Here is a 21,784-nt window from a genome sequence, read left to right on the forward strand (position 1 = left end):
GAGACTTCGTCAGCGTTTGTTTTTGATTCTCGTCAGCCTTGCCGTTCCCGTGGTGGTGGAAATTTACCTCATTGTGCAGAATATGCAGGCGACCATTCGTTTTTCCCAGCTGGAGACGATGGGCAACACCTATCAGCGCCCCATGATGGACATGCTGGATGCCGCAGGAAGGCTGCGCCTGGCGCTTGACCTGCAACAGAATGTCGGCCCGAATGTGCAGGCGATAGACAAAGCCATTGAGGAATTGAAAACCAACCAGGCGGCCTATGGGCAGGATCTGCAATTTACCAAGGAAGGGCTTGCCATCCGCAAGCGCGAGCAACTTGAACCTCAGCTTTTCATCAAACGCTGGGAAGAGATCAAAACCGGGTTGAAAACCAACCCCGATGCGCAGATGGAACCGCTTGCCGCGTTCCTGAACGATATTCGCGGCATCATTACCCATTCGGGCGATACGTCCAACCTGATTCTCGACCCGGATCTGGACAGTTATTACTCCATGGATGTGACGCTGCTGGCACTGCCGCAGACCATTCACCGCCTGGCCGACATCATGCACGAAGTGCACACCGACATGGCAGATGGCATTACGCCTGACGAGCAAACCCAACTGGCCATCCGCGCCCAGATGCTTCAGGAGGCCGACGGCGACCGCATTAAGGCAAGCCTTGAAACATCCATGAACGAGGACCCCAATTTTTATGGTGTTCTCCCCGGCTTTAATGATGCCATCAAGCCCGCATTGCAAACCTATACCGACGCCAACCAGGCCTATATCGCCGCTTTGCGTGCCCTGGCTGCCGGGCAGCCGGTGAGCAAAGAGGAACTGCTGGAAAAAGGGCAGGCCGCCTATACGGCTGCCAATAAATTATGGGTGATTTCCGCCAACGAGCTGGATGGACTGCTGAATGTGCGCATCGCCGATTTCAATCAGCAAAAAATCACCGCGCTGGCAACTTCCGGCGCCGCGATGCTGTTTGCGCTGTTTATCTTCTGGCTGGTTGGCCGCAATATCACCAAGTCGGTCACCGGGCTTGCGGAGCGCATGAATGTGCTCGCATCCGGCAATCGTGATGTGGAGATTCCCTTTACAGAAGAGAAATCCGAAATCGGCGTGATTGCCGTGGCGCTTGAGAAACTGAAGCAGACGGCCATTGCCGCCGACCGCATGCAGCAGGAGCAGGCCGAGGAGCAGGCCCGCAAAGAGGCGCGCGCGCGCAAGCTGCTGGCCACCATCGACAGCTTTAAAACCACCGCCAGCAACGCCATCGGCGATGTAGCCGGCCAGGCAAAAGAACTTGACGATGCCGCCGAGCGCATGCGTGAAATGGTGGGAACCGCCAGCAAGGACTCCAAGAGCGTGGCGGAGTTTTCCGAGCAGACCAGCGGAAACGTGAATGCGGTTGCCGCCGCCGCCGAGCAGATGAGCGCCTCGGTGCGCGAAATCGCCTCGCAGGTGTCCCGCTCCACACAGGCTGTTGAACAGGCCGTTTCAAGCACCACGGCCGCTGACAGCGCCGCCAAAACACTGGCCGAAGCCAGCCAGGCCATTGGCGATATTGTGCAGCTGATTCAGGATATCGCCAACCAGATCAACCTGCTGGCGCTGAATGCCACCATCGAGTCCGCCCGTGCAGGCGAATATGGCAAGGGCTTTGCCGTGGTGGCGTCGGAAGTGAAAAACCTGGCCCAGCAGACCACCAAAGCCACCGAGGATGTCGCCGCTCAGATCGAGCGCATTCAGGGCGTGGCGACCGATGTGGTAGGCTCGATGGACAAAATCAAAACCTCCATCAATCAGGTGAGCCAGTATGCCAGCGGCATTGCGAGTGCGATCGAAGAACAGTCCGCCGTGACGAATGAGATTTCGCGCAACATGATGGTGGCGTCTACCGGGGTTAAGCAGATCACCGACAATATCAGCCATATCAGCGATATGAATAACAGCGCTTATGACACCACGCAGGAAGTGCAGCGTTCCGCCAGTGTTCTGTCGGACCATGCAAGCCAGCTGAAGGAAGAAATCGGCAACTTCATCAAGGAAGTTTCCGGCGCTTAATTCGTCATATGCGTCAGGCGCATGGCTGATTTGCCGCGCACAACTGACGGTTTCATCACGCCGTCATATTACACCGGCATATTGCCCTCATTGAATGGAGGGCGTCATGGCCAATGTGATGATTATCGATGATGAGCAAGCCAAGTTGCTGGAGCTCTCGAAACGACTGAAAGCCGCCGATGAATCGCTGACGATTATTCAGCGCTGCGTGCGCAGCCATGAGGATGTGCTCAAAGTTGTTGAGGAGATTCTCCAGGGGCATACGCTGGATGACCAGCCGGTAAACAAGTATTCCGATGAGAACCGCTCCAAAACAGGTTTGACCATTGACGCGATTTTCAGCGATGTTGATACGAAACTGGACGAAAAAAGCAGCGGCGGTTTTGTTACTCCCACCATCCTAACGCTGCTGGACATGAAAGCGGGCTATCTTCTGATCAAAGCCGCCGTTGCCGCTAATATCCCCGTTGCGGCGCATACCACTGTCCCTACCCCTCGAACTGATTTCTATGATTTTGACGAATTCTTCGAAGGGATGGAAGGCACGGCGGACAAAAGTGGAGCGCGGGCATTTCTCGAAATGGAATCTCTGGCAGGCGTATATATTCCCGACGATCTGGCCGTCATTGAAAAGGGCCATGCCGAACAGGCGCGCAGCTGGCTGAAGGACGTTCTGCCCGCCGGGATTTAAAGCCAGCTTCTTCACGTCATCCTTGAAGCCTGGAATGGTCGGGCGTATGATTCCTCCATGTGTCGTGGAGGGATGCTATGAAAATCTTATGGGCCATATTGCCGGTTTTTATTGTTGCCAGCGGCGCGCTGGCAGCACCCCTTCCCCCCGCTTCAGGCCAGGGAATGCCAGATAACCCCCCCCCTCTCAGCCATGAGGCGCGCATTAAGCTGGAAGAAAAATCCAGCGAGGATGCCTCCCCCGATGCCATCAACCAAAGCGAAGCGGAAAAGCTAGAGAAGCTGGCTCCGGCTGCCGGTCAGGCCGCTGGCTCCAAAGCCGACCCATTGCTGGATATACGCCCGCTGCTTGAGCAATAAGATTCTTCGCGTTGACATGCTGCATGCTTTTTAAGCACGCCATCGCCTAATCCCCCTTAGCGCTTCGGCTTATACGGCCTGGTAGAAGCGCCAATATACAGCCTTGGCTCCGCTTGACCTCTGCCCATTGTCGCGCACAATCGGTCAACCCTGGGTTGGATTTATAGGCTTGATTCCATCAATTTTTAGTAGTATGCAGTGCTGGTTTGAAACAAATCACCCAGATTTGTACCAATAGAGAACAGGGGGGTCAACAACATGGAACTGGCTGAATATATTGCCGAAACCAACGATTGCTTCTCTGATAACGACTTGTTTGAGAAACTTCAGGCCTTTGTGAAGCCATTCGGCTTGGATAGCTTGATTTTCTGCCTTATGACCAACCATCCCTCCATCGGCGAACGCGCCAAACACGGAAAAATTGTGGGCTATCCACAGGACTGGATGAAGTTTTATCAGGAACAGAATTACGAGCTCGTAGACCCTATCCGCAAGGAGGTCATGAAAACGCAGCGTGTTTTCACCTGGAGGGAGGCAGACAAGCTCCAGCCCTTCAACCGTCATGAGCGCACCATGATGAGCGAGGCGCGGGAAGCGGGTCTGCGAGATGGCATCGCCGTGTCTCTGCAAAACAGCTACAACGAGATTGTCGCGTTCGGCTTTGCAAGCCAATCCGGCGGGGTGGATGTTTCCCCCAACCTGCTGAGCGCGCTAAAGCTGGCATCGGTTCAATTTTACGATGTCTACCAAAGCCTGAAACGCAAAAACAGCGAGCAGCCACCCAGGATTTACCTGACCGAGCGCGAGGCCGAGGTGCTGAAATGGAGCGCGGCCGGCAAAAGCCGCTCGGCCATTTCCGAAATTCTCGATATTTCCGAAAATACCGTGAATTATCACCTAAAGCGGTGCTTCACGAAACTGAACGCCAACTCCAACACGCTGGCCGTGCTGAAAGCGGTGCGGCTTGGGTTGCTGGACCAGAGCCATACGCCGAATATCCATTCTTATTGAGGCACTCCGAACCTGCACGGCGTTAACCTTTCCCTACCAAGGTTGGTAGGTTCGCCAATTGTAATAAAACCTATCCTTGCCCGGCATTCCTGCTGGGAGATGGTTCGTGATTTTCGGCTTTTCGGAATTAAGCTGCAACCCGTTATATCCGCGTTACCTTGCCTTTCGGCATCAGGTGTTCAATGAATTGCTTCAGTATCATCTGACCGGAAACCCGGTGTATCTTTTTCATGCTTACGGCGCCGCCCGGGATGATCAGAACATGGAAGGGTTCGGCGTTGAGTATGATGATTACGACATTCCCAAAACCCTGCATCTGGCCTTTGTGGATGCCTCGGAACGTTCATCGCTGGAGTCCTTTTTTCCTCATATCCAAACGCAGGGGCATGAAGGAACCGTGCGAGGCTGCCTGAGGTTTCTGCCGACCGACGGGCCCTACATGATCAAGGATAATATTGAGCGCGGTGTGTGGAAACATGTCAGGCTGCTTGAGGATCTTCCGGCCCAGGCCAATATTTACGAGGCGTCGCGCATTGCGGTGGACCCTCGGCTTGGCCGCGATAACGCGATGCGCGAAACCGTCCTCGACAACCTGGTTTACAATAATGTGGAACTGGCGGTGCGGCTGAATGTGCCGAAGATGGTGGGCATCATGTATGACCGCGTGTGGACCAGCGTGTATCGCAACCGCGGGGTGCCCATCCGCTATCTGAGCGAGCCCTTCCATGTGGATGACGGCCCGCCCATCATCATCGGTGAAATCATCACCACCGGCGATGTGCTGGATGATTTAAACCGTCTTTATTCCGACCGGATTGAACAGGGGCTGATCCGCCCTGCAACGATTGACCCGGGCACGCTGACGGCGCACCAGAAGCTTGTGCAGCGGCATTATGACACATACGAGCCCCTGCCCAGAGAGACCGTATGACCGCCGCCGCTGTGTCTTCCATCGCCTCGTCCTCATCATCTTCCAGCCATGGAGACAGGCTGGGCAAAATTCAGGTGCTGGTGATGGACAGCAGCGAAACCATCACCGAGCTTTTCAAGGATATTCTCCAGACACTCGGCTTTTCCAAAATCTATATTGCTCATGACGGACAGAAGGGCGCCGAACTGCTCAAAACCATGCGCATCGACCTTATCATCACGGACTGGGAGTTACGCATCAGCCGCAATGTCCATAACGGGCAAAGCCAGCTTGTCTCGATCAACGGCGTGAATTTTGTGCGGAGCATTCGCTTTTCCGGAAAATTTCCGCTCTTATGCGTTCCCGTGATTATGCTGATGGACGAGGTGACCGGCAAAAAAGTGGAGGGCGCGCGGGATTCAGGCGTGAATGAGATTGTGGTGAAACCGCTTAATGCCGAAGAGCTTTGCAGCCGCATCATGGCCGTTATTGATCATCCGCGCCATTTTGTTACCGCCATGACCTACAAAGGCCCCTGCCGCAGGCGCAAAAAAAATACTGTGCCGGTTCAGGAAGACCGGCGTAAAACTGAAGTTCGCATCATCAAATACGATGAGCTTCAGCGCAGGAGTTTATGATGTCCAGCCCGGTTGCGGCCAATAAAGACGGCAAAGAAAAGGAAGATAACGTCGTTTATATGAGCGAGCCAAACCACAGTCTTAAAAAAATGATCGGCGAGGATGTGGAGCTGACCTCTATCTTCACGACTGAAAAAATCAAACGCTGCCAGACCATCATTGATGAGGCCAAGGCAGGGTTTTTCGACACGGTGCGCGGCGATATGGCTCGGCTGGAAACCGCCATGGCGCGCGCGCAGGAGCTGGAAAGCCGCCCGCAGGAGTTTTACAATATCATTCTGGTGCCCACACAGAATATCAAAGGTCAGGCCCTGGCTTTCGGCTTTCCGCTGATTACCAGGATATGCGGGTATATCGTTGGCTATTGCAGTTCCAGCAAGCAAACCACGCATATCGCGCAGCAACTGATCCGCAAACTACTCGAAGCCCTGCATTTCGCCGTGCAAAACAAAATCACCGACGATGGCGGCGCTGTTGGACGCGAACTGCTGAAAAGCCTTGAAGCGCTGCCGCTGAAGTAATGCGCTGGTAAAAGCACTTGATTCTCTTGATGCCGCCTAAAAGCGTTAACATCCGCCATTGCTGCCGACCATGGTGCCAAAAGAGAAATTCGAACACAAAAAAGCCATTGTTATTTATATATATGCATTGGGGGAACCCCCACTTTCATCCCTAAATTATCAGGCTTTTATTGGAGCTAATGGGTGATCGCGATGATTAAACGGCATATACTTTTTGCTGATGAATGAAATACACATCCCTATTCTGCTGTGGGATGGCTGTGGTGAACGCGGCACTGTCGATATCCAGACCGCCTGTATAGGCACCAAAGGCAGGCATGATAAGCTTACGCCCAGATTTTACAAAGCATGCGCCGCTCATACGGTGCCCCTTGATCGATAGCCTTGCCTTCGGATGGTAATGACCGCTTATTTCCCATAGGTCGTCGCCCGTGGCTATATGGCGAAAATGAAGATCGTCCTTGATGTATTGCCTGCACCTGAGACCAGGAATGGTGTTACAGATGGCGGGATCATGGTTTCCTTCTATCCAAATCCAATCTCTTACCTGATCGATGAGCGTTTGAAGCCGTTGGCGATCTTCCTCGCGCAGGCGGTCGGTGGCATGCACATCGTGAAAACTGTCGCCCAGTGCCACCATCGTATCCGGCTGAAAGCGCTCGATGGCCTGCTCCATCTGCTCAAGCGTAGAGGCCGTGTCATACGGTGGCAGAAAGCTGCCAAAGCGCCCGAAAAAACTGCCCTTCTCAAAATGGATGTCTGAAATTCCCATGAGCTTTATTTCAGGAAACCATATCAAGCCTGGAGCATGCAGTTCTGCCTTTTTATTCGCAAACTGAATGAGTTGGGTCATGCAGCTGCCTTTTTCAGCAAACCATCGCCTTTGCGATCCAGCGTGGCGCTATCCAGCAATGCACTTTCCCCTTTGCCTTTGATGCGCTCGATCCCGATTTCCAGAAGTAATGGCACAGCCAAGGGCGAAATGCGATCCAGGTTGTGATGCTCAATGGTGATGCCTGCGACGAGGGTTTGCAGCCGCTCGATATCCGATAGTTTTTCATTCACTTCCTGACGAGTGGCGGTGAGCAGGATGTGGTCTGGCTCATATTTGCGCAGTACGTCGTAAATCAGGTCGGTGGACATGGTGACCTGTTTGCCGGTTTTCCGCTTGCCCGGGTTGCCCCGTTCCACCAGGCCTGAAATGACGGCGATTTCGCGAAAGACGCGGCGTGCCATCTGGCTGCTTTCCACCCATTCTTCGCTGTTTTCTTGTGTGAGGGCGGCTTTGATGAGGGTTTCACTGTCATCGACCGGCTTTAAACCCCAGAACCCCACGGCGTAATCCGTTGCGACAAAGCCCAGCGGCAGCAGGCCCTGCATTTCCATTTGCTGCGTCAGCAGTAGGCCGAGGGTCTGGTTGGCATTACGCCCGGCAAAACTGTAAATCACCAGGTATTCCAGCTTTTCATCGGGGAAGGATTCCGTCAGCAATCTATCCTCCCCCGGCAAGGCGGAGCGCTTGCGCTGTAAGGAAAGCCATGAGCGGATAAGGGGAGGCAGATGCTCCCATTCCCCTTCATCGTGCATCAGATGGCGTACGCGGTCTGCCAAGGAAATGGAGAGAGGCAGCCTACCGCCTTTAAAGGAAGGTATTTTGGGTTTGCTGCCCTTGGCCGGTTCTACCTCCACCGTCATTTCATGCACGCCTTTATAGCTCAGCATCCTGCCTGCAAAAATGAACGTATCGCCCGGGGACAGGCCCTGAACAAAATATTCCTCTATCCGCCCCAAGTCGGTTTTCCGCCGCGAACCTGTCCGCCTCATGCTGACGCGCAACGTTTCATATTCTACAATGGTTCCGGTATTCATGCGGTGGCGGCGTATCGCCATGGGCGTGGCGTGCCACAGGCCTTCTTCATTTTGCTCGATCCGGTGAAACCGGTCATAAGCCTTCAAGCTGTAGCCGCCATCGGCCACAAATCGTACGACCCGGTCGAATATGTCCTGAGTCAGGTAGCGATATGGGTGGGCCTTTATCAGCTGACGATACAATTCCTCGCTGGAGAACTGCCCCGCGCAGGCACAGTTCATGATGAATTGCGCCAGCACATCCAGGCTGCCCTGTCGCAAGGGCTCTCCATCGATTTCACCATCGGCAATGGCATCCATCACGGCCATGCACTCAATCATCTCAAAGCGGTTGCAGGGCACCAGCACAGCATCGCTCGGTTCATCAAGGCGGTGATTGGAGCGCCCTATGCGCTGCAGCAGGCGACTGATGCCCTTGGGCGCGCCAACCTGAATCACCAGATCCACGGCTCCCCAGTCCAGCCCCATGTCCAGCGATGCAGTGGCCACGACGGCCCGTAATTTCCCCTCGGCCATCTTGGCCTCCACATTCAGCCGGTGCTGTTTGTCCAGCGAGCCGTGATGCAGGGCTATCGGCAGGCTGTCGCTGTTGGCTTCCCATAGTTTTTGAAACAGGAATTCCGCCTGTGCGCGGGTGTTGACAAAGACGATGCTGTTACGCGCCTTTTGAATGGATATGTAAATATCCTCCACGGCATAGGCGGACATATAGCCGCTCCATGGCACCTTATCGCCTTTCAACAAACGGATGTTCGGCACGGCCTGCGTTTTTGCATGGATGATGCGGGTATCTTCATGTAGCCATGATGCCAGGTTTTCCGGTTCCGCCACGGTGGCGGAAAGCCCAAAGACCTGCAATTCAGGCCGCATGGAACGCAGACGCGCCACGCACAGAGCGGTAAGATGTCCACGCTTTCCCGGAGCCAGGGAATGTACTTCATCAATGATAACGCGTTGCAGGTTCTGCATGAGGCCTGTTGCCTCGGCATGGGAAAGGATCAGTTCCAGCGATTCGGGCGTGGTAAGTAGAATGTGAGGCGGCTTCTTGAATTGGCGCTGCTTGCGGGATGCCGGTGTATCGCCCGTGCGCATCTCGATGGTGATGGGCAACTGCATGTCGGCAATGGGGGCTGCCAGATTACGCTGAATATCGGCGGCCAGTGCCTTGAGGGGCGAGATATAGATGCTGTGCAGGAATGGTTTTTGGTTATCCGCCAGTTCCACCAGGCTGGGCAGAAAACCGGCCAGTGTTTTGCCGCCACCCGTCGGTGCGATCAGCAGGCTGGAATGGTTTTCCCTCGCAGCCTGTAACATTTCCATTTGGTGGGCGTGCGGCTCCCACCCTTTGGTGGCGAACCAGTCCTGAAAACGTTTCGGCAGCGGCGCCTGCTTTCGTGACGGCATTTTTATGCTCTGATTGTTTAGGATAAATCATAGAGTTGAACTCATATAAAAAATAAATAGGCCTCTATGAACTCCGCCCGCGAAAAACCTGAGAACTGGCTGCATGTAAATGATACCGGCCTTTATTGTGTGCCGGGCGATTTTTACATTGACCCCATGCGGCCGGTGGAAAAAGCGGTTGTCACGCATGGCCATGCCGACCATGCGCGGCCAGGCCACCGGCATGTGCTGGCCACCCCGGCGACGATTGCCATCATGCAACAGCGTTACGGCGCAAGCCTGGATGCGCAGTTGCAACAGGCGATCTATGGGGAGATGCTGGATATCAACGGTGTAAGGCTTAGCCTGCTTCCTGCCGGGCATATCCTTGGCAGCAGTCAGGTCATGATGGAATATGGCGGCAGCCGCATCATTGTATCCGGTGATTATAAGCGACGGCGTGATCCTACCTGCGAGGCCTTTACCCCGCACCCCTGTGATGTGTTCGTAACGGAAGCTACGTTCGGGCTTCCCGTCTTTCGTCATCCACCGGGTGAACAGGAAGTGGGCAAGCTGTTACGCGCCTTGGAACTATGGCCGGAGCGGTGTATTTTGCTCGGCGCCTATGCACTTGGAAAATGTCAGCGCGTCATCTGCCTGCTCCGGGAAGCGGGTTATCATGAAACCATTTATCTGCATGGGGCCATGATTGGTCTATGTGAGCTGTACCAGAAATTCGGGGTGGATCTTGGTAGAATCGCACCGGTAGCGGGGATGGAAAAAGAGCCATTAAAAGGCACCATTATCATCGCGCCGCCTTCCGCTTTGCATGATCGCTGGTCGCGTCGTTTTCCCGATCCCATTACCGCCCTTGCATCCGGATGGATGAACATTCGCGCACGCGCGCGACAGAAGCTGGTAGAGCTCCCGCTTATCATTTCCGATCATGCGGACTGGGAGGAACTTACCCAAACCATCCATGATACCCAGGCCTCGGAAATTTGGGTAACGCACGGGCGGGAAGATGCACTGGTGCATTATGCAAAGACCCTTGGCCTTAAAGCCCGGCCTTTAGACCTGCATGGCTATGAGGATGATGAGGAATCATGAAAGCCTTTGCCACCTTGCTGGATTCGCTTTCCTATACAGGTTCCACGCTGGATAAGCGGAGACTGATGGCGGATTATTTCCTTACCCGACCAGCCCCTGAGCGCGGCTGGGCACTGGCTGCGCTGGCCGGTACATTGACCTTTCCAGTGGCCAAATCCTCTCTTGTGCGTGAAATTGCCATGGAGCGCGTTGACCCGGTATTGCTCTCGCTTTCACGCGATTATGTCGGTGATCTGGCTGAAACCGTTGCGCTGATATGGCCGGGGAAGATAGATGAAGAAGCTCCGGGCTTGCCGGAAATCGTGCAAGAGCTCGGCTCCGTAAGCCGCGCGGTATTGCGTATAAAACTGCCCCATTGGCTGGACAGGCTGGACGCCAATGGAAGGTGGGCCTTGCTCAAGCTTATCACGGGCAATATCCGCATCGGGGTATCCGCTCGCCTTGCGAAAACCGCTCTCGCTGATGCTTTTGCCAAGGATGTGGACGAGATTGAACAGATCTGGCACGGGGTACAACCGCCCTACCAAACCTTGTTTGACTGGCTTGAAGACAAAAGCGATAAGCCGGAATTCCATCGTCAGGCATTCTTCATGCCCATGATGCTTTCGCACCCTATCGAGGAAGATGAGCTATCTGCACTGCCACTTGACCATTATCAGGTAGAACTAAAATGGGACGGCATCCGGGTGCAGCTTGTGCGGGCTGGGGATAATGTCGCCATCTATTCCCGCACGGGTGATGATATCACCCATAGCTTCCCTGATATCGCCAGTGTGGCGCAGGCAATGAATGATGAAGAATTCGTTCTGGATGGTGAGTTGCTGACCACTCAGGATGGCGAAGTGGCATCCTTCAATTCACTCCAGCAGCGGCTTAACCGCAAGTTGGTCAGCCCTTCTATGCTGACTCAATACCCCGCACATATAAGGCTTTACGATATCCTGGTGGATGCCGGGGAGGATGTTCGTTCCTTTCCACTATCGCAGCGCCGTAAAAGGCTGGAAGCCTGGTACGGGCGTAACCGGCCCACACGCATGGATGTATCCGAAGTGCTGGCTGTACCGGATCATATCAGCATGGCCAGCCTACGGCATGCGGCGCGCCATGAACCACGTAACGGCGTGGAAGGGCTGATGATCAAGCGGCTGGACAGCCCCTATATCGCTGGGCGTCCGCGTGGGCATTGGTTTAAATGGAAACGGCAGACACAGACATTGGATTGCGTATTGCTCTATGCCCAGCGTGGCAGCGGCAAGCGTTCGTCCTTTTATTCTGACTATACATTCGGCGTGTGGAATCAGGAGCAGCAATTGGTGCCCATCGGCAAAGCTTACTCAGGCTTTACCGATGCTGAGCTGGGGAAGCTGGATAAGTGGATTCGCGCTAACACCAGCAACCGCTTTGGGCCGGTACGGGAAGTAAAACACGACCTTGTGCTAGAGATAGAGTTCGATTCCATCCATCCATCCAACCGCCACAAATCTGGCCTGGCTATGCGCTTTCCACGCGTTCACCGCATCCGCTGGGATAAACCCGCCCATGAGGCGGACACGCTCGAAAATGCGCAAAAACTTGCCGTTTAAGAAAAACCATGCCCTCTGCGGCTTTAAATGCTGACAGACGCTATCGGAAGCGTCAATGGTGCCCAGAAGAGGACTCGAACCTCCAAGCCTCGCGGCGCTAGTACCTGAAACTAGTGCGTCTACCAATTCCGCCATCTGGGCACGGGATATTTGGCAAGGGTGCTGGTTATAAAGGGTTGTTTGGCCGTGTCAAGGGCTGCTTGCTGGCTGGGTCAGGCGGGTTTGGCGTCCGCATCCGGGGTGACATCCATTCCCAGCACCTCGCGCTCCAGTTCCTGAAGCTTTCGCTGGGTTTCCTGGTAGATCTTCTCTTCCTCGTCCTTGAAGGCCTGGCGGGCATGCTCGAAATTATTGGCCATTTGCTGTTTCATCTGCTCGTGCTGCTGAAGCAGGATGGTCTGTTCCTTGCGGAGCAGTTCGCTTCGCTCGGCGGATTCCACCTGGATGCGCTTGAGCTCGCGTTCATGTTCCTGAGACAGGGCAATTTCCTCCTGCTGATGCCAGAGGCGCGCTTCCTCGATCTGCTCTTCCAGTTTTTTCCGATGGGTTTTGATCTCGGCGGATATATCCTCCATTTCCTTGGAGCGCTTCTCGGCCGCCTTATCCACCATCTCCTTGAATTCGGCGATGTCCTTGTCGAGCTTGCTGGCCTCTTCGCCTTTGGCCTTGATCTGGCTTTCCAGCAATTTGCGAAACCGCTCCTGTTCTACCTGGATTTCCTGCTGGCGGCTTTTGAGGTGGGTTTCCTTTTCCTTGTATTCGGTGTCGGCCAGCTTCACCTTCTGCTGGCGCTGGGCCTCCAGGTCCTTCTGACGCGCATTGATGCGCTGACGAAGGGCGCGGGTCTGTTCTTTTTCCTGCTCAATGGCCGCATTGTATTGCATGCGGTTTTGCTGAAGCTGCTCGAGGATGAATTTTCCCTGCTCGATGAATTCGAGGAAATTCTCCCTGCTGGCATCGCGCTGCTGGCTGCGGATGGATGTGGCTTTTTCCAGCGTGTCCTTGGCGATGCGTAGTTTTTCCTCCCAGGCCTGGTTTCGCGCGTTGCGCTTGATGTCCTTGATAAGGTCGGTGGTTTTTTTCTGCTCCGTCTGCACCAATGTGCGCTGGGCGGATTGCAGCTCGTCATAGAGGGCCTCGCCCTGTTTTTTGAGCGTTTCCATTTCGCTGGAGGCGGAACTCAGCATGGCCTGCTGCTCCTCCTGCATGCGCTGATGACGGGTGGCGGCGCGTTTTTCCAGTTCGGCGACCTTCTGGCGGGTTTCCTGAATAATCTGATCGTAGGCCTCTTTGCGGCGGCGCTGGTTATCCTGCGCCTGGCGCACCAGCTTTTCCTTCATAACGCGAAGTTTTTCGCGCTGATCGCCGGTGAATTGGTCGAGGTTTTTTTGTACCTCGCGGTGGAAAGCCTCAAGCTGGGCGTTCAGCTCCTTATCGAATTGCTCGGCCTGCTCTTTTTGCGTCTGCTCGGCCTGCTGCTCGATGATCTGTTTGGCCTGCTCGAACAGCTCCTGCGAGCGCACCAGCAGCTGATCGGTGTCGCCCTGCAGGTCTTTGTCGAAATTGTTGAGCGACTCTATATTGCTCAGGGTCATTTGCTGCTGCTTGGTCTGGAAGTTGGACTGGCGCCCTTTCAGAAACTGGATGAGCTCTTTTTGCGCCTGCAGCGCCTGCAGCACATCGCCCATACGGATATGCTGGTTGCAGAATTCCATTTTCTCCTTCACCAGCACGCGGTTTTCCTGGATTTCTTTTTGGTGGTCGCCCTTCAGTGAGCGAAAGCGCTCCTTGCCGCGCATCAGCAACTCGCTGAACTGTTCGCGCTCGCGGGCGATCATGGTTTCGAACTGCGAGCGTGCGCTGCCCTGGCTTTCCTGCATCTGTACGAGGAGTGCGGAAAATTCGCCGGCAATGTCGCGCGCGTGTTTTTTCTCCAGCTCCATCCGGCTTTTTTCGGCCATGTCGGCGATACTGGAAATGTCTTTTTCCTTCTGGGCGCGCGTGGCGCTCATTTCGCGTTCGAACAGCTGTTCCTTCTGCACCAGCACCTGCAGCAGGTGATTCAATGCACCCTGTATTTCAACCACCCTGGGGTCGGCCGAATCGGAATATTTATGTTCCACCAGCTGGCGAATCTGGTCGATCTTCTGGCGCTTGGCGATGAAATAGCTGCGGGCTTTTTCATATTCGCCGGTATGCATGTCGCGCGATTCATCAAATATCTGCTTGAGGCTCGCCTTGACGAGCTTGATCAGCTGATCTTCCTGATCCTCCGCTGTTTTGTGGTTTTCGGTGATGACCTCCTGCATGGAGCTGTCGGCCTGCTCCAGCTTTTTCTTGCTGTTTTCCACCGCGGCATCGAACCGCGCAAACTGCTCATCGTGCCAGGCGGGGGTTTCCACCGGCTGTACGGGCAGGGGCGCGGGCGCATGCGGTTTGGCTTTGTCGGCCATAAAACCCTATAAGTCGTTCAGCCAGCAGCCTATCCCATTGGCGTAAAAGAAAGGTTGCGATCGCCCGCGGCCTTACAATTCCGGTTGGCAGGCAACCCTTGGCTGGGGTATAAACCGACATTCCCACCAAATGAGGCCGCCATGCATCCTGCCGATTTCGACCTGCGTGAATCCCGCGTCACGGTATTGGGGGGCTCGGGCTTTGTCGGGCGTTATGTAGTGCGCGCCCTGGCCAAGGCGGGCGCGCTGGTGCATGTGATCTGCCGTGACCCGCAGGGCGCGCTGGAAATCAAAACAGCAGGCTATGTGGGGCAGATTGTGCTGGACCATGGCGACATTACCAGCGATGCCTCGGTGGCCAAAGCGCTGGAATATAGCGATGCGGTGGTCAACCTGGTCGGTATTCTGCATGAAAGCGGCCGTCAGCGGTTTGCGGGCGTTCAGGCCCAGGGGGCGGAGCGTGTTGCCCAGGCTGCCGCCAAGGCCGGCGTAAAACGCCTGGTGCATGTTTCCGCCCTTGGGGTGGATAATGTGCCTTCCTCGGCTTATGCACGCACTAAACTGGCGGGTGAACGCGCCGTGCTGGCCGCCTATCCCAAAGCCACCATTTTGCGGCCCAGCGTGATATTCGGCCCCGAGGACGGGTTCTTCAACCGTTTTGCCGGGCTTTCCGCCCTGTTGCCCGTAATGCCGCTGATCGGCGGCAAAAGCCTGATGCAGCCGGTGTATGTGGGCGATGTGGCGGGCGCCGTGGTGGCATCGCTGACCCGGCTGGATACCGATGGCAAGGTTTACGAACTGGGCGGGCCTGCCGCGCATAGTTTCAAGGATATCCTGAGCTGGGTGATGGAGCAGACCGGGCATAAACGTCCCTTCCTGCCGATTCCCTTCCCCGTTGCCGCCGTGATGGGGGCATTTGCTGAACTTCTTCCGAAACCGGCGCTGACGCGCGACCAGGTGAAGCTGCTAAAGGCCGACAATGTGTTGACGGGCCGTCATCCCGGCCTGGCGGAACTGGGTATCGAGCCCAATGCGTTTGAGACCATCGTGCCGGAATATCTGGAGCGTTACCGCAAGGGTGGGTATTATTCGCGCTTCAAGGCGGCGTGATTATCGCTGCGGGGTTTCCTGTAGTTTGCTGATGGCCTCGGCGCGGGTGGCTTCCAGTTCCGTCCAGTGAGAGAAGAGCTTCTCCGCCGCCTTGGCGCTTTCTTCTCCCGAAGCCAATGCGGCCAGCTTACCGGCGATGGCATTGCCCGCATGGGCAACGAAATTACCTTTGGTACGGGAGGATTGCTCCAGGAAATTGGCCATATCATGCGCGGCGCGGGGTTCCGCCACCGTGCCTGGCTGAATCATGGCTTCCGCCATGCGGCTGCCCTCCCCAATGCGGCGTTCGCGCCCCAGAACCGGGAAAATATACTGGCTGAAGGCCGTTAAGGTCACGGCAGGGGCGGAAAACAGCAATTCTGCCGTGTGGGGCAGATTGCCCAGAGTGGAAAGGCCGCTATCATGCGCCTGGATGGCGGATTCGATATAGCTGCGCTGGACATCCGTAAGCCCATTAAGGCTGTTGCCCAAAAGGCCGCGGAAGCCGTCCACCGCACTTTTGCTGTTATTGATGAGTTCCTGCACGGTGATTTCATTCTGCCCAAGCATGCTTGAGATTCCGTGCCCTAAATCCTGACTCAAGGCAGACCAGTTTGCACCGCCATTAACCATGCCTCGCTGCAGACCGTTCAAGCCCGGAACAACCACACCGGTCAGCGGGTCCGTCACGTTTCCCTGCATAAGCGCAGCAAGTCCTGTTGCGCCACCAACGGCAAGCCCGGCTCCGGCAACCAGTATTCCAGCTCCCGGCACAATCGCAGACAGAGCGGCAATGCCGAGATTGCGCGCGGTTTTCCAGGTGGCGGATACGGCCAGTTTGCGCGTGTTGTCGGGATGATGCTCATCCTCGGTGCCTATCCATTGCACCTTGTCCTGTTTGCGTTCGCCCAGATGGCTGGTGAATTGCTTAATTTCGGTTTTGCCGCCCGCCAGAATGGCCTCGGCGGCATCCTTGCGCACATAGGTGCAGATCGCATCGTGATAAATCGCCGGTTTTTTGCCTACCGGCTCATCATAGACCACCAGGTAGCGCTGAGCGTCGATATTGGGCTCGCTACCCACCGCTTTTGCCACCAGGCCGCGCTGTTGCCGCAGGATATCCTGACGGAGTGATGTTAAACCGCTTAACAATTCGTGATTGGTAGCCATGGCGCAATATCCTGAAAGCTGTTGCAAACAGAATAAGCCTTTTTTGTGAAAGCTTTATGAAACCCGTTTCAAAAAGCCGCATACGGGGCATTGATGCCCGGGCGTTGATGGGTTAAGCATGGCGAGGATTTCAAGGACCGCTCGATGCCCCGTACGCTTCACCACACGCCCCTGCACCCGTTTTGCCGCAAAATCCGCGTGCAATTGAAGGAAAAAGGGCTGGAATGTCAGCTCAATGAGGTCAAGCCATGGGAGCGGCCGATTGAGCTGCTCACCCTAAACCCCGCAGGCGACGTGCCGGTGCTGGAAGAAGCCAGCGGCACGGTGGTAGTGGGGCATGGACCGGTGGCGGAATATCTGGAAGAGGTTTACACGGAGCGGCCGCTTTTAGGCCGTACACCGGTGGAACGGGCGGAAATCCGCCGCCTGGTGGATTGGTTCGACCATAAATTCTTCGACGAGGTGACGCGCTACCTGCTGATGGAGAAGTATTTCAAGCGGCTGGCGGGCGGCGGCGGGCCGGAGAGCCTTTCCATCCGCGCGGGTAAAAGCAACATTCTTTACCATCTGGACTACATTGCCTTTCTGACCCAGCGCCGGGTTTGGCTGGCGGGTGATCAGCTGACACTTGCCGACATCTCGGCGGCGGCGCAGCTTTCATCGCTGGACTATTTCGGCGATGTGCCATGGGAGCACAGCAAGGAAGCGAAAGAATGGTATGCGCTGATCAAATCACGCCCGGCATTCCGGCAGATACTGGCCGATTACGTGCCCGGCGTGCGGCCACCGGAACATTACAATAACCTGGATTTCTAACGGTTGTAAAAAAACGGCCATGGTTTGTCTGTATGGTTGGGCCCATGATAAACCTCGCACCGAACGCATCTGATCGCTACCTTGTCGCGTTTCAACGTTACCAGGATTGCAACTGGAGCCGACGCGCGCCGCTGGCGGGGCTGGCGGATGGCTATATCGGCCACAGGCCCGGCCTGGAATCCATCATTGACCTGGCCGGGAGCGACAGCGGTTTGCCGCTTCCCGCCCCCATGCAACGCGCCCAGTCCGAAGCCGTGAACAACCTGCTTGCATCTTACGGACGGATGCATGACGGCAAGAACCCTCCTGAAATTCATACCGTTCATCACTTTCTGGTCAATTGCTCCCAGGAACAGAAAATGGCGGTGGCGGCAGCCAATAAGGAGCTTACCGAGCCGTTTCCCGCCTTCATGCGCAAGGCCGCCTTTCAGGCGTTGATGCAGCCGCTGAAGGTGCCGGGTTCGCTTGATCAGACCGTGCCGTATCTCGGCTCTTCGATCGATCTGTTCAAACACGCGCTTCAAACCCTGGGCAACGAGGAAAGAAACATCGTCCTGTTTCCACCAGGCATGTTCGACAAGTTCGCCGTAAGCGCGCATAATCTCGGGTTCGATGTGCGCCAGCCGGACAATCCGCCCCCAAACAGCGCCAAAATGACCCCCGCCACCCTGGCTTCCATGCTTGCCGATTCGAAGGACCGCTGCGCGGCTTTCGTTCTCTTCAACCCCGCTTATCCGACAGGTGAGCATTACAACGAAGCCGAGTTAAAAGCCCTCGCCTGGGAATGTATCAAAGCAGGAGTGCCCGTGATTTGCGATGAAGTATTCGCGCAGATGGAACTGTCCGCCCCGCATCATTCCATGGCATCCATTACCATCGACCTGCCGAACCAGCAGGGATGCATTTCAATGCATAATCACACCATTACGCTGTGCAGCAGCTCGAAATATCTTGGCCTTTTGCTGCCCCGCAAGATTTCCGCCGCCAGCACGGGCAACCCCGCATGGCAAGCCTCGCTGGAGCAGCGCATCCGTGAATCCGACGAGCCCTTCAACGGTTGCGCACCTAACGGCTGGGCCATGATTGTGAGCCACCAGCTCAACAATGCCCCTCCCGAGCATCGAGTGCATATGCGCCAGCATCTTGAGCAGCGCTGGTCACTTGTCGCCGAGCAAGCGCGCTATGGAACGCAATGGTGGGACGATCCCGAAGCCTCCCCTTTTGCGATCCTGTGCTTTGACCCCGACCTTCTTTCCAACTATGGCATTGAGAATAACCTGGAGCTGATGGAGTATCTCCATCTTGTCGCCGGGGTGCACACGGGTTTATTGACGGCGAACGGGTTTGAAGGGATGGGGGTTCGGATCAACTATGCCTGCCGCGAGCCGGATGTCACCACGGCTGCGCTGGATCGTATTGACCGGCTTGTCCGCAGCATGGAACAGGGCATGGCCCCGTTTTACAGCGAAGTGCTGCAAATGGCCCATATGACGCGGTCGGAAGGCATGCGTGCATTGTAAATTCCGTGATTGCGATTCTCTTCTCGGTTAGCATGGCAGCATGAGCAGGTCCGTTTCATCCAAGCAGCTTATTGCCGACATGGCGCGCGCCGAAGGGTTCGATGCGGTTGGTTTTGCGCCACCCGCGCTGCCGGAACAGGCGGGTGAGGATTTGCGGATTTTTATCGAAAAGGGCTTTCACGGCGAAATGAGCTGGCTGGCCGAGCGCATGGTGGAACGCAGCCATCCCTGGGCGCTGTGGTCGGACGTAAAATCCATCATCGTGCTGGGCATGAATTACGGGCCAGAGCAGGACCCGTTGCCCGAACTGGAGGCGAAGGATTGTGGCTATATTTCTGTCTACGCGCGCAACCGGGATTATCATGATGTGGTGAAAGGCAAGCTGAAGCAGCTTGCAGGGAAGATTGTGGGCCGCTTCGGCGGACAGGTGAAGGTGTTTGTGGATACCGCGCCGGTGATGGAAAAACCGCTGGCGGAGCTGGCGGGCATCGGCTGGCAGGGCAAACATAGCTGCGTCGTCAGCCGCCAGCATGGGAGCTGGCTGTTTCTCGGGGTGATTTATACCACGCTGGAGCTTGCGCCCGATGCGCCGGAGGCAAAATATTGCGGCCGCTGCAGCGCCTGCATCACCATCTGCCCCACGCAGGCCATTGTCGCCCCGCATCAGCTGGATGCAAGGCGCTGCATATCCTACCTGACGATTGAGCATAAGGGGTCGATCGACGAAGAATTGCGGCCGCTGATGGGCAACCGCATTTACGGCTGCGATGATTGCCTGGCGGTGTGCCCGTGGAACAAGTTCGCCTCAACGGCGACAGAGGCCAAATTCCATGCACGCGAGGCCCTGAACATGCCAGCACTTTCCGACTTATTGCAACTGGATGAGGCTGGTTTTCGTAGCTTATTCGCCGCGTCTCCCATCAAACGCATCGGCTGGGAACGATTCATGCGCAATGTGCTGATTGCGGCGGGGAACAGTGGCGACCAATCACTCACCCATGCCATAGCCGTATTTGCAAAACACCAAAGCACCCTGCTGGCCGAGCATGCAAAATGGGCGCTAGGGCGCTTGCTTCCTAACTGAGGTTGATCGTCTCGCCATTTGCGAACTGACCAAGGGCGGCAATCGCCGCGTCATTGACCGTCCTCCCACCGTGATGCGTCAGGGCACATACATCCGTCAACGGAATATCCATCATCAAGAGACCTTCTTCATGCGCGGCTGCCTGCGCATTCGGAAAGACCGAGATTATCTCGTTCAGCAGGCCGTTCAGCCGGTTGCGTTCATGCGTCTCGACCGTAAGCTGGACCCAGTGATTTTCCGGCGCGTCAAGGCTGGGCTGGATTTCACCTAACGGATTATAATCACGTGCCCAATGCGCGGTTACGTTTACTTCCGGGAAATCCGGAACAAGCCGCTGCTCAAGGACCTGGGCCAAAGCGCCCGAGGCTTGCTCGCCCAAACCGATGAGCTCGCTGGCCCGCATGATGTAATGATAGAGAGGGAGGCCCAGACTAAGCAGGCGGCCTGGAATCATGACGAATCCCACGCCATCTGCGGTCGGCATTAGAAATTCGATGCTTTGCTCCAGGTTCAGCTTACTATCCTGGCCATAATTCCCCTGCCCGAACAACAGGGCGATATCGCGCGCGATCGCCTGGTATCCCATTTGGTTCACGACCGATGACGGAATGGGGAATGCGAGCATGTTGTCGTTGAAGCCTTCCGCATCATACACCCAGTCCGTGACGTCCACGGGCTCATAATGCTCGTCATAATCAACACGCTTTATGGGTATGAAATATTCCCTGACCAGCGCTTCGTGCATCAACGGGTTGTCCAGCATGGCGCGGCCATAGGCCTGGTGCTGGGCGGTATGCTCCTCCAGCCATATCTTCAGCGGCTTCCAGCGCAGGTCAAACCAGGGATTCTCTACATCACGCATGCAATGGCGGAGCACGCCTTCCGTGTGGGCGGAGATTGTGTCCATGCGTGTGGCGATATCGCCGTATATCGCGCGCATGTTATTATAAACGGCCTGGCTGCGCCGAAGCTCGACCGTATCGAGCGTCATCGATTGTTGCATCGCCCCTTCGGGCAGCTGCAGTTCGGCGATGCGTTCCGCTTTTTTGGCTGCCTTATCCGCCGCCTGAACCGATTGAAAATAACGCAACACATCGCCATCAAGGGTGATTTCATGGGTATCGCTGATTTTGAGAAAGCCTGTCATGCTTCCAGCCAGCAGTGTGTCGCCTGCTCTACCGATTGCTTCGTTACCCTGTCCGACATGCTGTATCTGCAACACGTCGTGCATGGGGATGCCGAAAGTGAGATCGTGGATAAGGCCGCGCTCCCACGCTTCCAGTAATGCGCGTGTGGTGCTTTCGTTCGGATTCGGGGTGCGTATGATGCGGCTTCCGTCCCGATATTGCCAGTATCCGGTACTGATGCCCGCGCCGTTCAGTTCATCCGCAGCGGCACAAAGGTTTCGGGTTACCGTATCGACCACCCTGCCCGCCATCTGGCGAATGCCCGGGTTTTCGAAATCCAAATCGAGATGTGTGTCGCTGATTGCCATCTTGTATACCTGTGATATGTTGG

At 55.8% G+C, this 21,784-nt stretch carries 18 protein-coding genes and 1 tRNA gene; 13 read left to right on the plus strand and 6 right to left on the minus strand.

The annotated features are described in order from the left end of the window. Positions 1–22: 22 nt before the first annotated feature. From GC177_06510 to GC177_06540, 7 genes are all read left to right on the plus strand, one after another. Positions 23–2,059 (plus strand): HAMP domain-containing protein, encoded by a 2,037-nt coding sequence (locus GC177_06510; protein MBI1275607.1) that lies wholly within the window; start codon positions 23–25, stop codon positions 2,057–2,059. A gap of 106 nt (positions 2,060–2,165) precedes the next feature. After that, the gene (locus tag GC177_06515; protein ID MBI1275608.1) at positions 2,166–2,750 is read left to right on the plus strand and encodes a hypothetical protein; all 585 of its coding nucleotides are present in this window, start codon (positions 2,166–2,168) and stop codon (positions 2,748–2,750) included. A 164-nt stretch (positions 2,751–2,914) separates the two neighbouring features. Continuing rightward, positions 2,915–3,109 (plus strand): hypothetical protein, encoded by a 195-nt coding sequence (locus GC177_06520; GenBank protein ID MBI1275609.1) that lies wholly within the window; start codon positions 2,915–2,917, stop codon positions 3,107–3,109. 258 nt (positions 3,110–3,367) lie between these two features. Beyond that, positions 3,368–4,120, plus strand: a complete 753-nt coding sequence (locus GC177_06525; protein ID MBI1275610.1) for a hypothetical protein — start codon at positions 3,368–3,370, stop codon at positions 4,118–4,120. A 106-nt stretch (positions 4,121–4,226) separates the two neighbouring features. Then, a complete protein-coding gene (locus GC177_06530) occupies positions 4,227–5,051 on the plus strand; it encodes a hypothetical protein (protein MBI1275611.1) in 825 nt (274 codons plus the stop codon). Continuing rightward, positions 5,048–5,668, plus strand: a complete 621-nt coding sequence (locus GC177_06535) for a response regulator (protein ID MBI1275612.1) — start codon at positions 5,048–5,050, stop codon at positions 5,666–5,668. The genes GC177_06530 and GC177_06535 overlap by 4 nt, the downstream gene beginning before the upstream one ends. Further along, complete coding sequence (locus GC177_06540) at positions 5,665–6,189, plus strand: hypothetical protein (protein MBI1275613.1); 525 nt, start codon at positions 5,665–5,667, stop codon at positions 6,187–6,189. Before GC177_06535 ends, GC177_06540 begins: the two co-directional genes overlap by 4 nt. 196 nt (positions 6,190–6,385) lie before the next feature. Here GC177_06540 and pdeM read toward each other — a convergent pair whose 3' ends face one another. Both pdeM and GC177_06550 read right to left on the minus strand, forming a co-directional pair. Further along, a complete protein-coding gene (gene pdeM / locus GC177_06545; protein MBI1275614.1) occupies positions 6,386–7,042 on the minus strand; it encodes a ligase-associated DNA damage response endonuclease PdeM in 657 nt (218 codons plus the stop codon). Further along, positions 7,039–9,462: a ligase-associated DNA damage response DEXH box helicase gene (locus GC177_06550; protein MBI1275615.1), complete on the minus strand. Its 2,424-nt coding sequence runs from the start codon at positions 9,460–9,462 to the stop codon at positions 7,039–7,041. Before GC177_06550 ends, pdeM begins: the two co-directional genes overlap by 4 nt. A 66-nt stretch (positions 9,463–9,528) precedes the next feature. Between GC177_06550 and GC177_06555 the strand changes: the two genes are divergently transcribed. Both GC177_06555 and GC177_06560 read left to right on the plus strand, forming a co-directional pair. Beyond that, positions 9,529–10,551: a ligase-associated DNA damage response exonuclease gene (locus tag GC177_06555; GenBank protein ID MBI1275616.1), complete on the plus strand. Its 1,023-nt coding sequence runs from the start codon at positions 9,529–9,531 to the stop codon at positions 10,549–10,551. After that, on the plus strand, positions 10,548–12,134 hold the full coding sequence (locus tag GC177_06560; protein ID MBI1275617.1) for a cisplatin damage response ATP-dependent DNA ligase: 1,587 nt from the start codon (positions 10,548–10,550) through the stop codon (positions 12,132–12,134). Before GC177_06555 ends, GC177_06560 begins: the two co-directional genes overlap by 4 nt. A 56-nt stretch (positions 12,135–12,190) precedes the next feature. Here GC177_06560 and GC177_06565 read toward each other — a convergent pair. Together GC177_06565 and GC177_06570 are read right to left on the minus strand one after the other, a co-directional pair. Next, positions 12,191–12,275: transfer RNA gene (locus tag GC177_06565), tRNA-Leu, on the minus strand. Between the two features lie 71 nt (positions 12,276–12,346). Then, positions 12,347–14,587, minus strand: coding sequence for a hypothetical protein (locus GC177_06570; GenBank protein ID MBI1275618.1), 2,241 nt, complete (start codon positions 14,585–14,587; stop codon positions 12,347–12,349). 141 nt (positions 14,588–14,728) lie between these two features. Between GC177_06570 and GC177_06575 the strand changes: the two genes are divergently transcribed. Continuing rightward, entirely contained in the window at positions 14,729–15,697 is a 969-nt protein-coding gene (locus GC177_06575; protein MBI1275619.1) for an NAD-dependent epimerase/dehydratase family protein, read from the plus strand. Here GC177_06575 and GC177_06580 read toward each other — a convergent pair whose 3' ends face one another. Continuing rightward, positions 15,698–16,846: a hypothetical protein gene (locus tag GC177_06580; protein ID MBI1275620.1), complete on the minus strand. Its 1,149-nt coding sequence runs from the start codon at positions 16,844–16,846 to the stop codon at positions 15,698–15,700. A gap of 144 nt (positions 16,847–16,990) precedes the next feature. Between GC177_06580 and GC177_06585 the strand changes: the two genes are divergently transcribed. From GC177_06585 to queG, 3 genes are read left to right on the plus strand one after another with little or no spacing between them, the layout of a single operon-like run. Next, positions 16,991–17,662 (plus strand): glutathione S-transferase family protein, encoded by a 672-nt coding sequence (locus GC177_06585; protein ID MBI1275621.1) that lies wholly within the window; start codon positions 16,991–16,993, stop codon positions 17,660–17,662. Between the two features lie 32 nt (positions 17,663–17,694). Beyond that, the gene (locus tag GC177_06590; GenBank protein ID MBI1275622.1) at positions 17,695–19,182 is read left to right on the plus strand and encodes an aminotransferase class I/II-fold pyridoxal phosphate-dependent enzyme; all 1,488 of its coding nucleotides are present in this window, start codon (positions 17,695–17,697) and stop codon (positions 19,180–19,182) included. Between the two features lie 40 nt (positions 19,183–19,222). Continuing rightward, positions 19,223–20,266 (plus strand): tRNA epoxyqueuosine(34) reductase QueG, encoded by a 1,044-nt coding sequence (gene queG, locus GC177_06595; GenBank protein ID MBI1275623.1) that lies wholly within the window; start codon positions 19,223–19,225, stop codon positions 20,264–20,266. On the opposite strand, the gene GC177_06600 is transcribed toward queG, so the two are convergent. After that, entirely contained in the window at positions 20,259–21,761 is a 1,503-nt protein-coding gene (locus tag GC177_06600) for a hypothetical protein (GenBank protein ID MBI1275624.1), read from the minus strand. The two genes, queG and GC177_06600, sit on opposite strands and share 8 nt — an antisense overlap. Positions 21,762–21,784: the final 23 nt, after the last annotated feature.

The sequence above is a fragment of the bacterium genome, assembly GCA_016124905.1.
Classification (GTDB): Bacteria; Pseudomonadota; Alphaproteobacteria; order Rickettsiales; family RI-342; genus RI-342.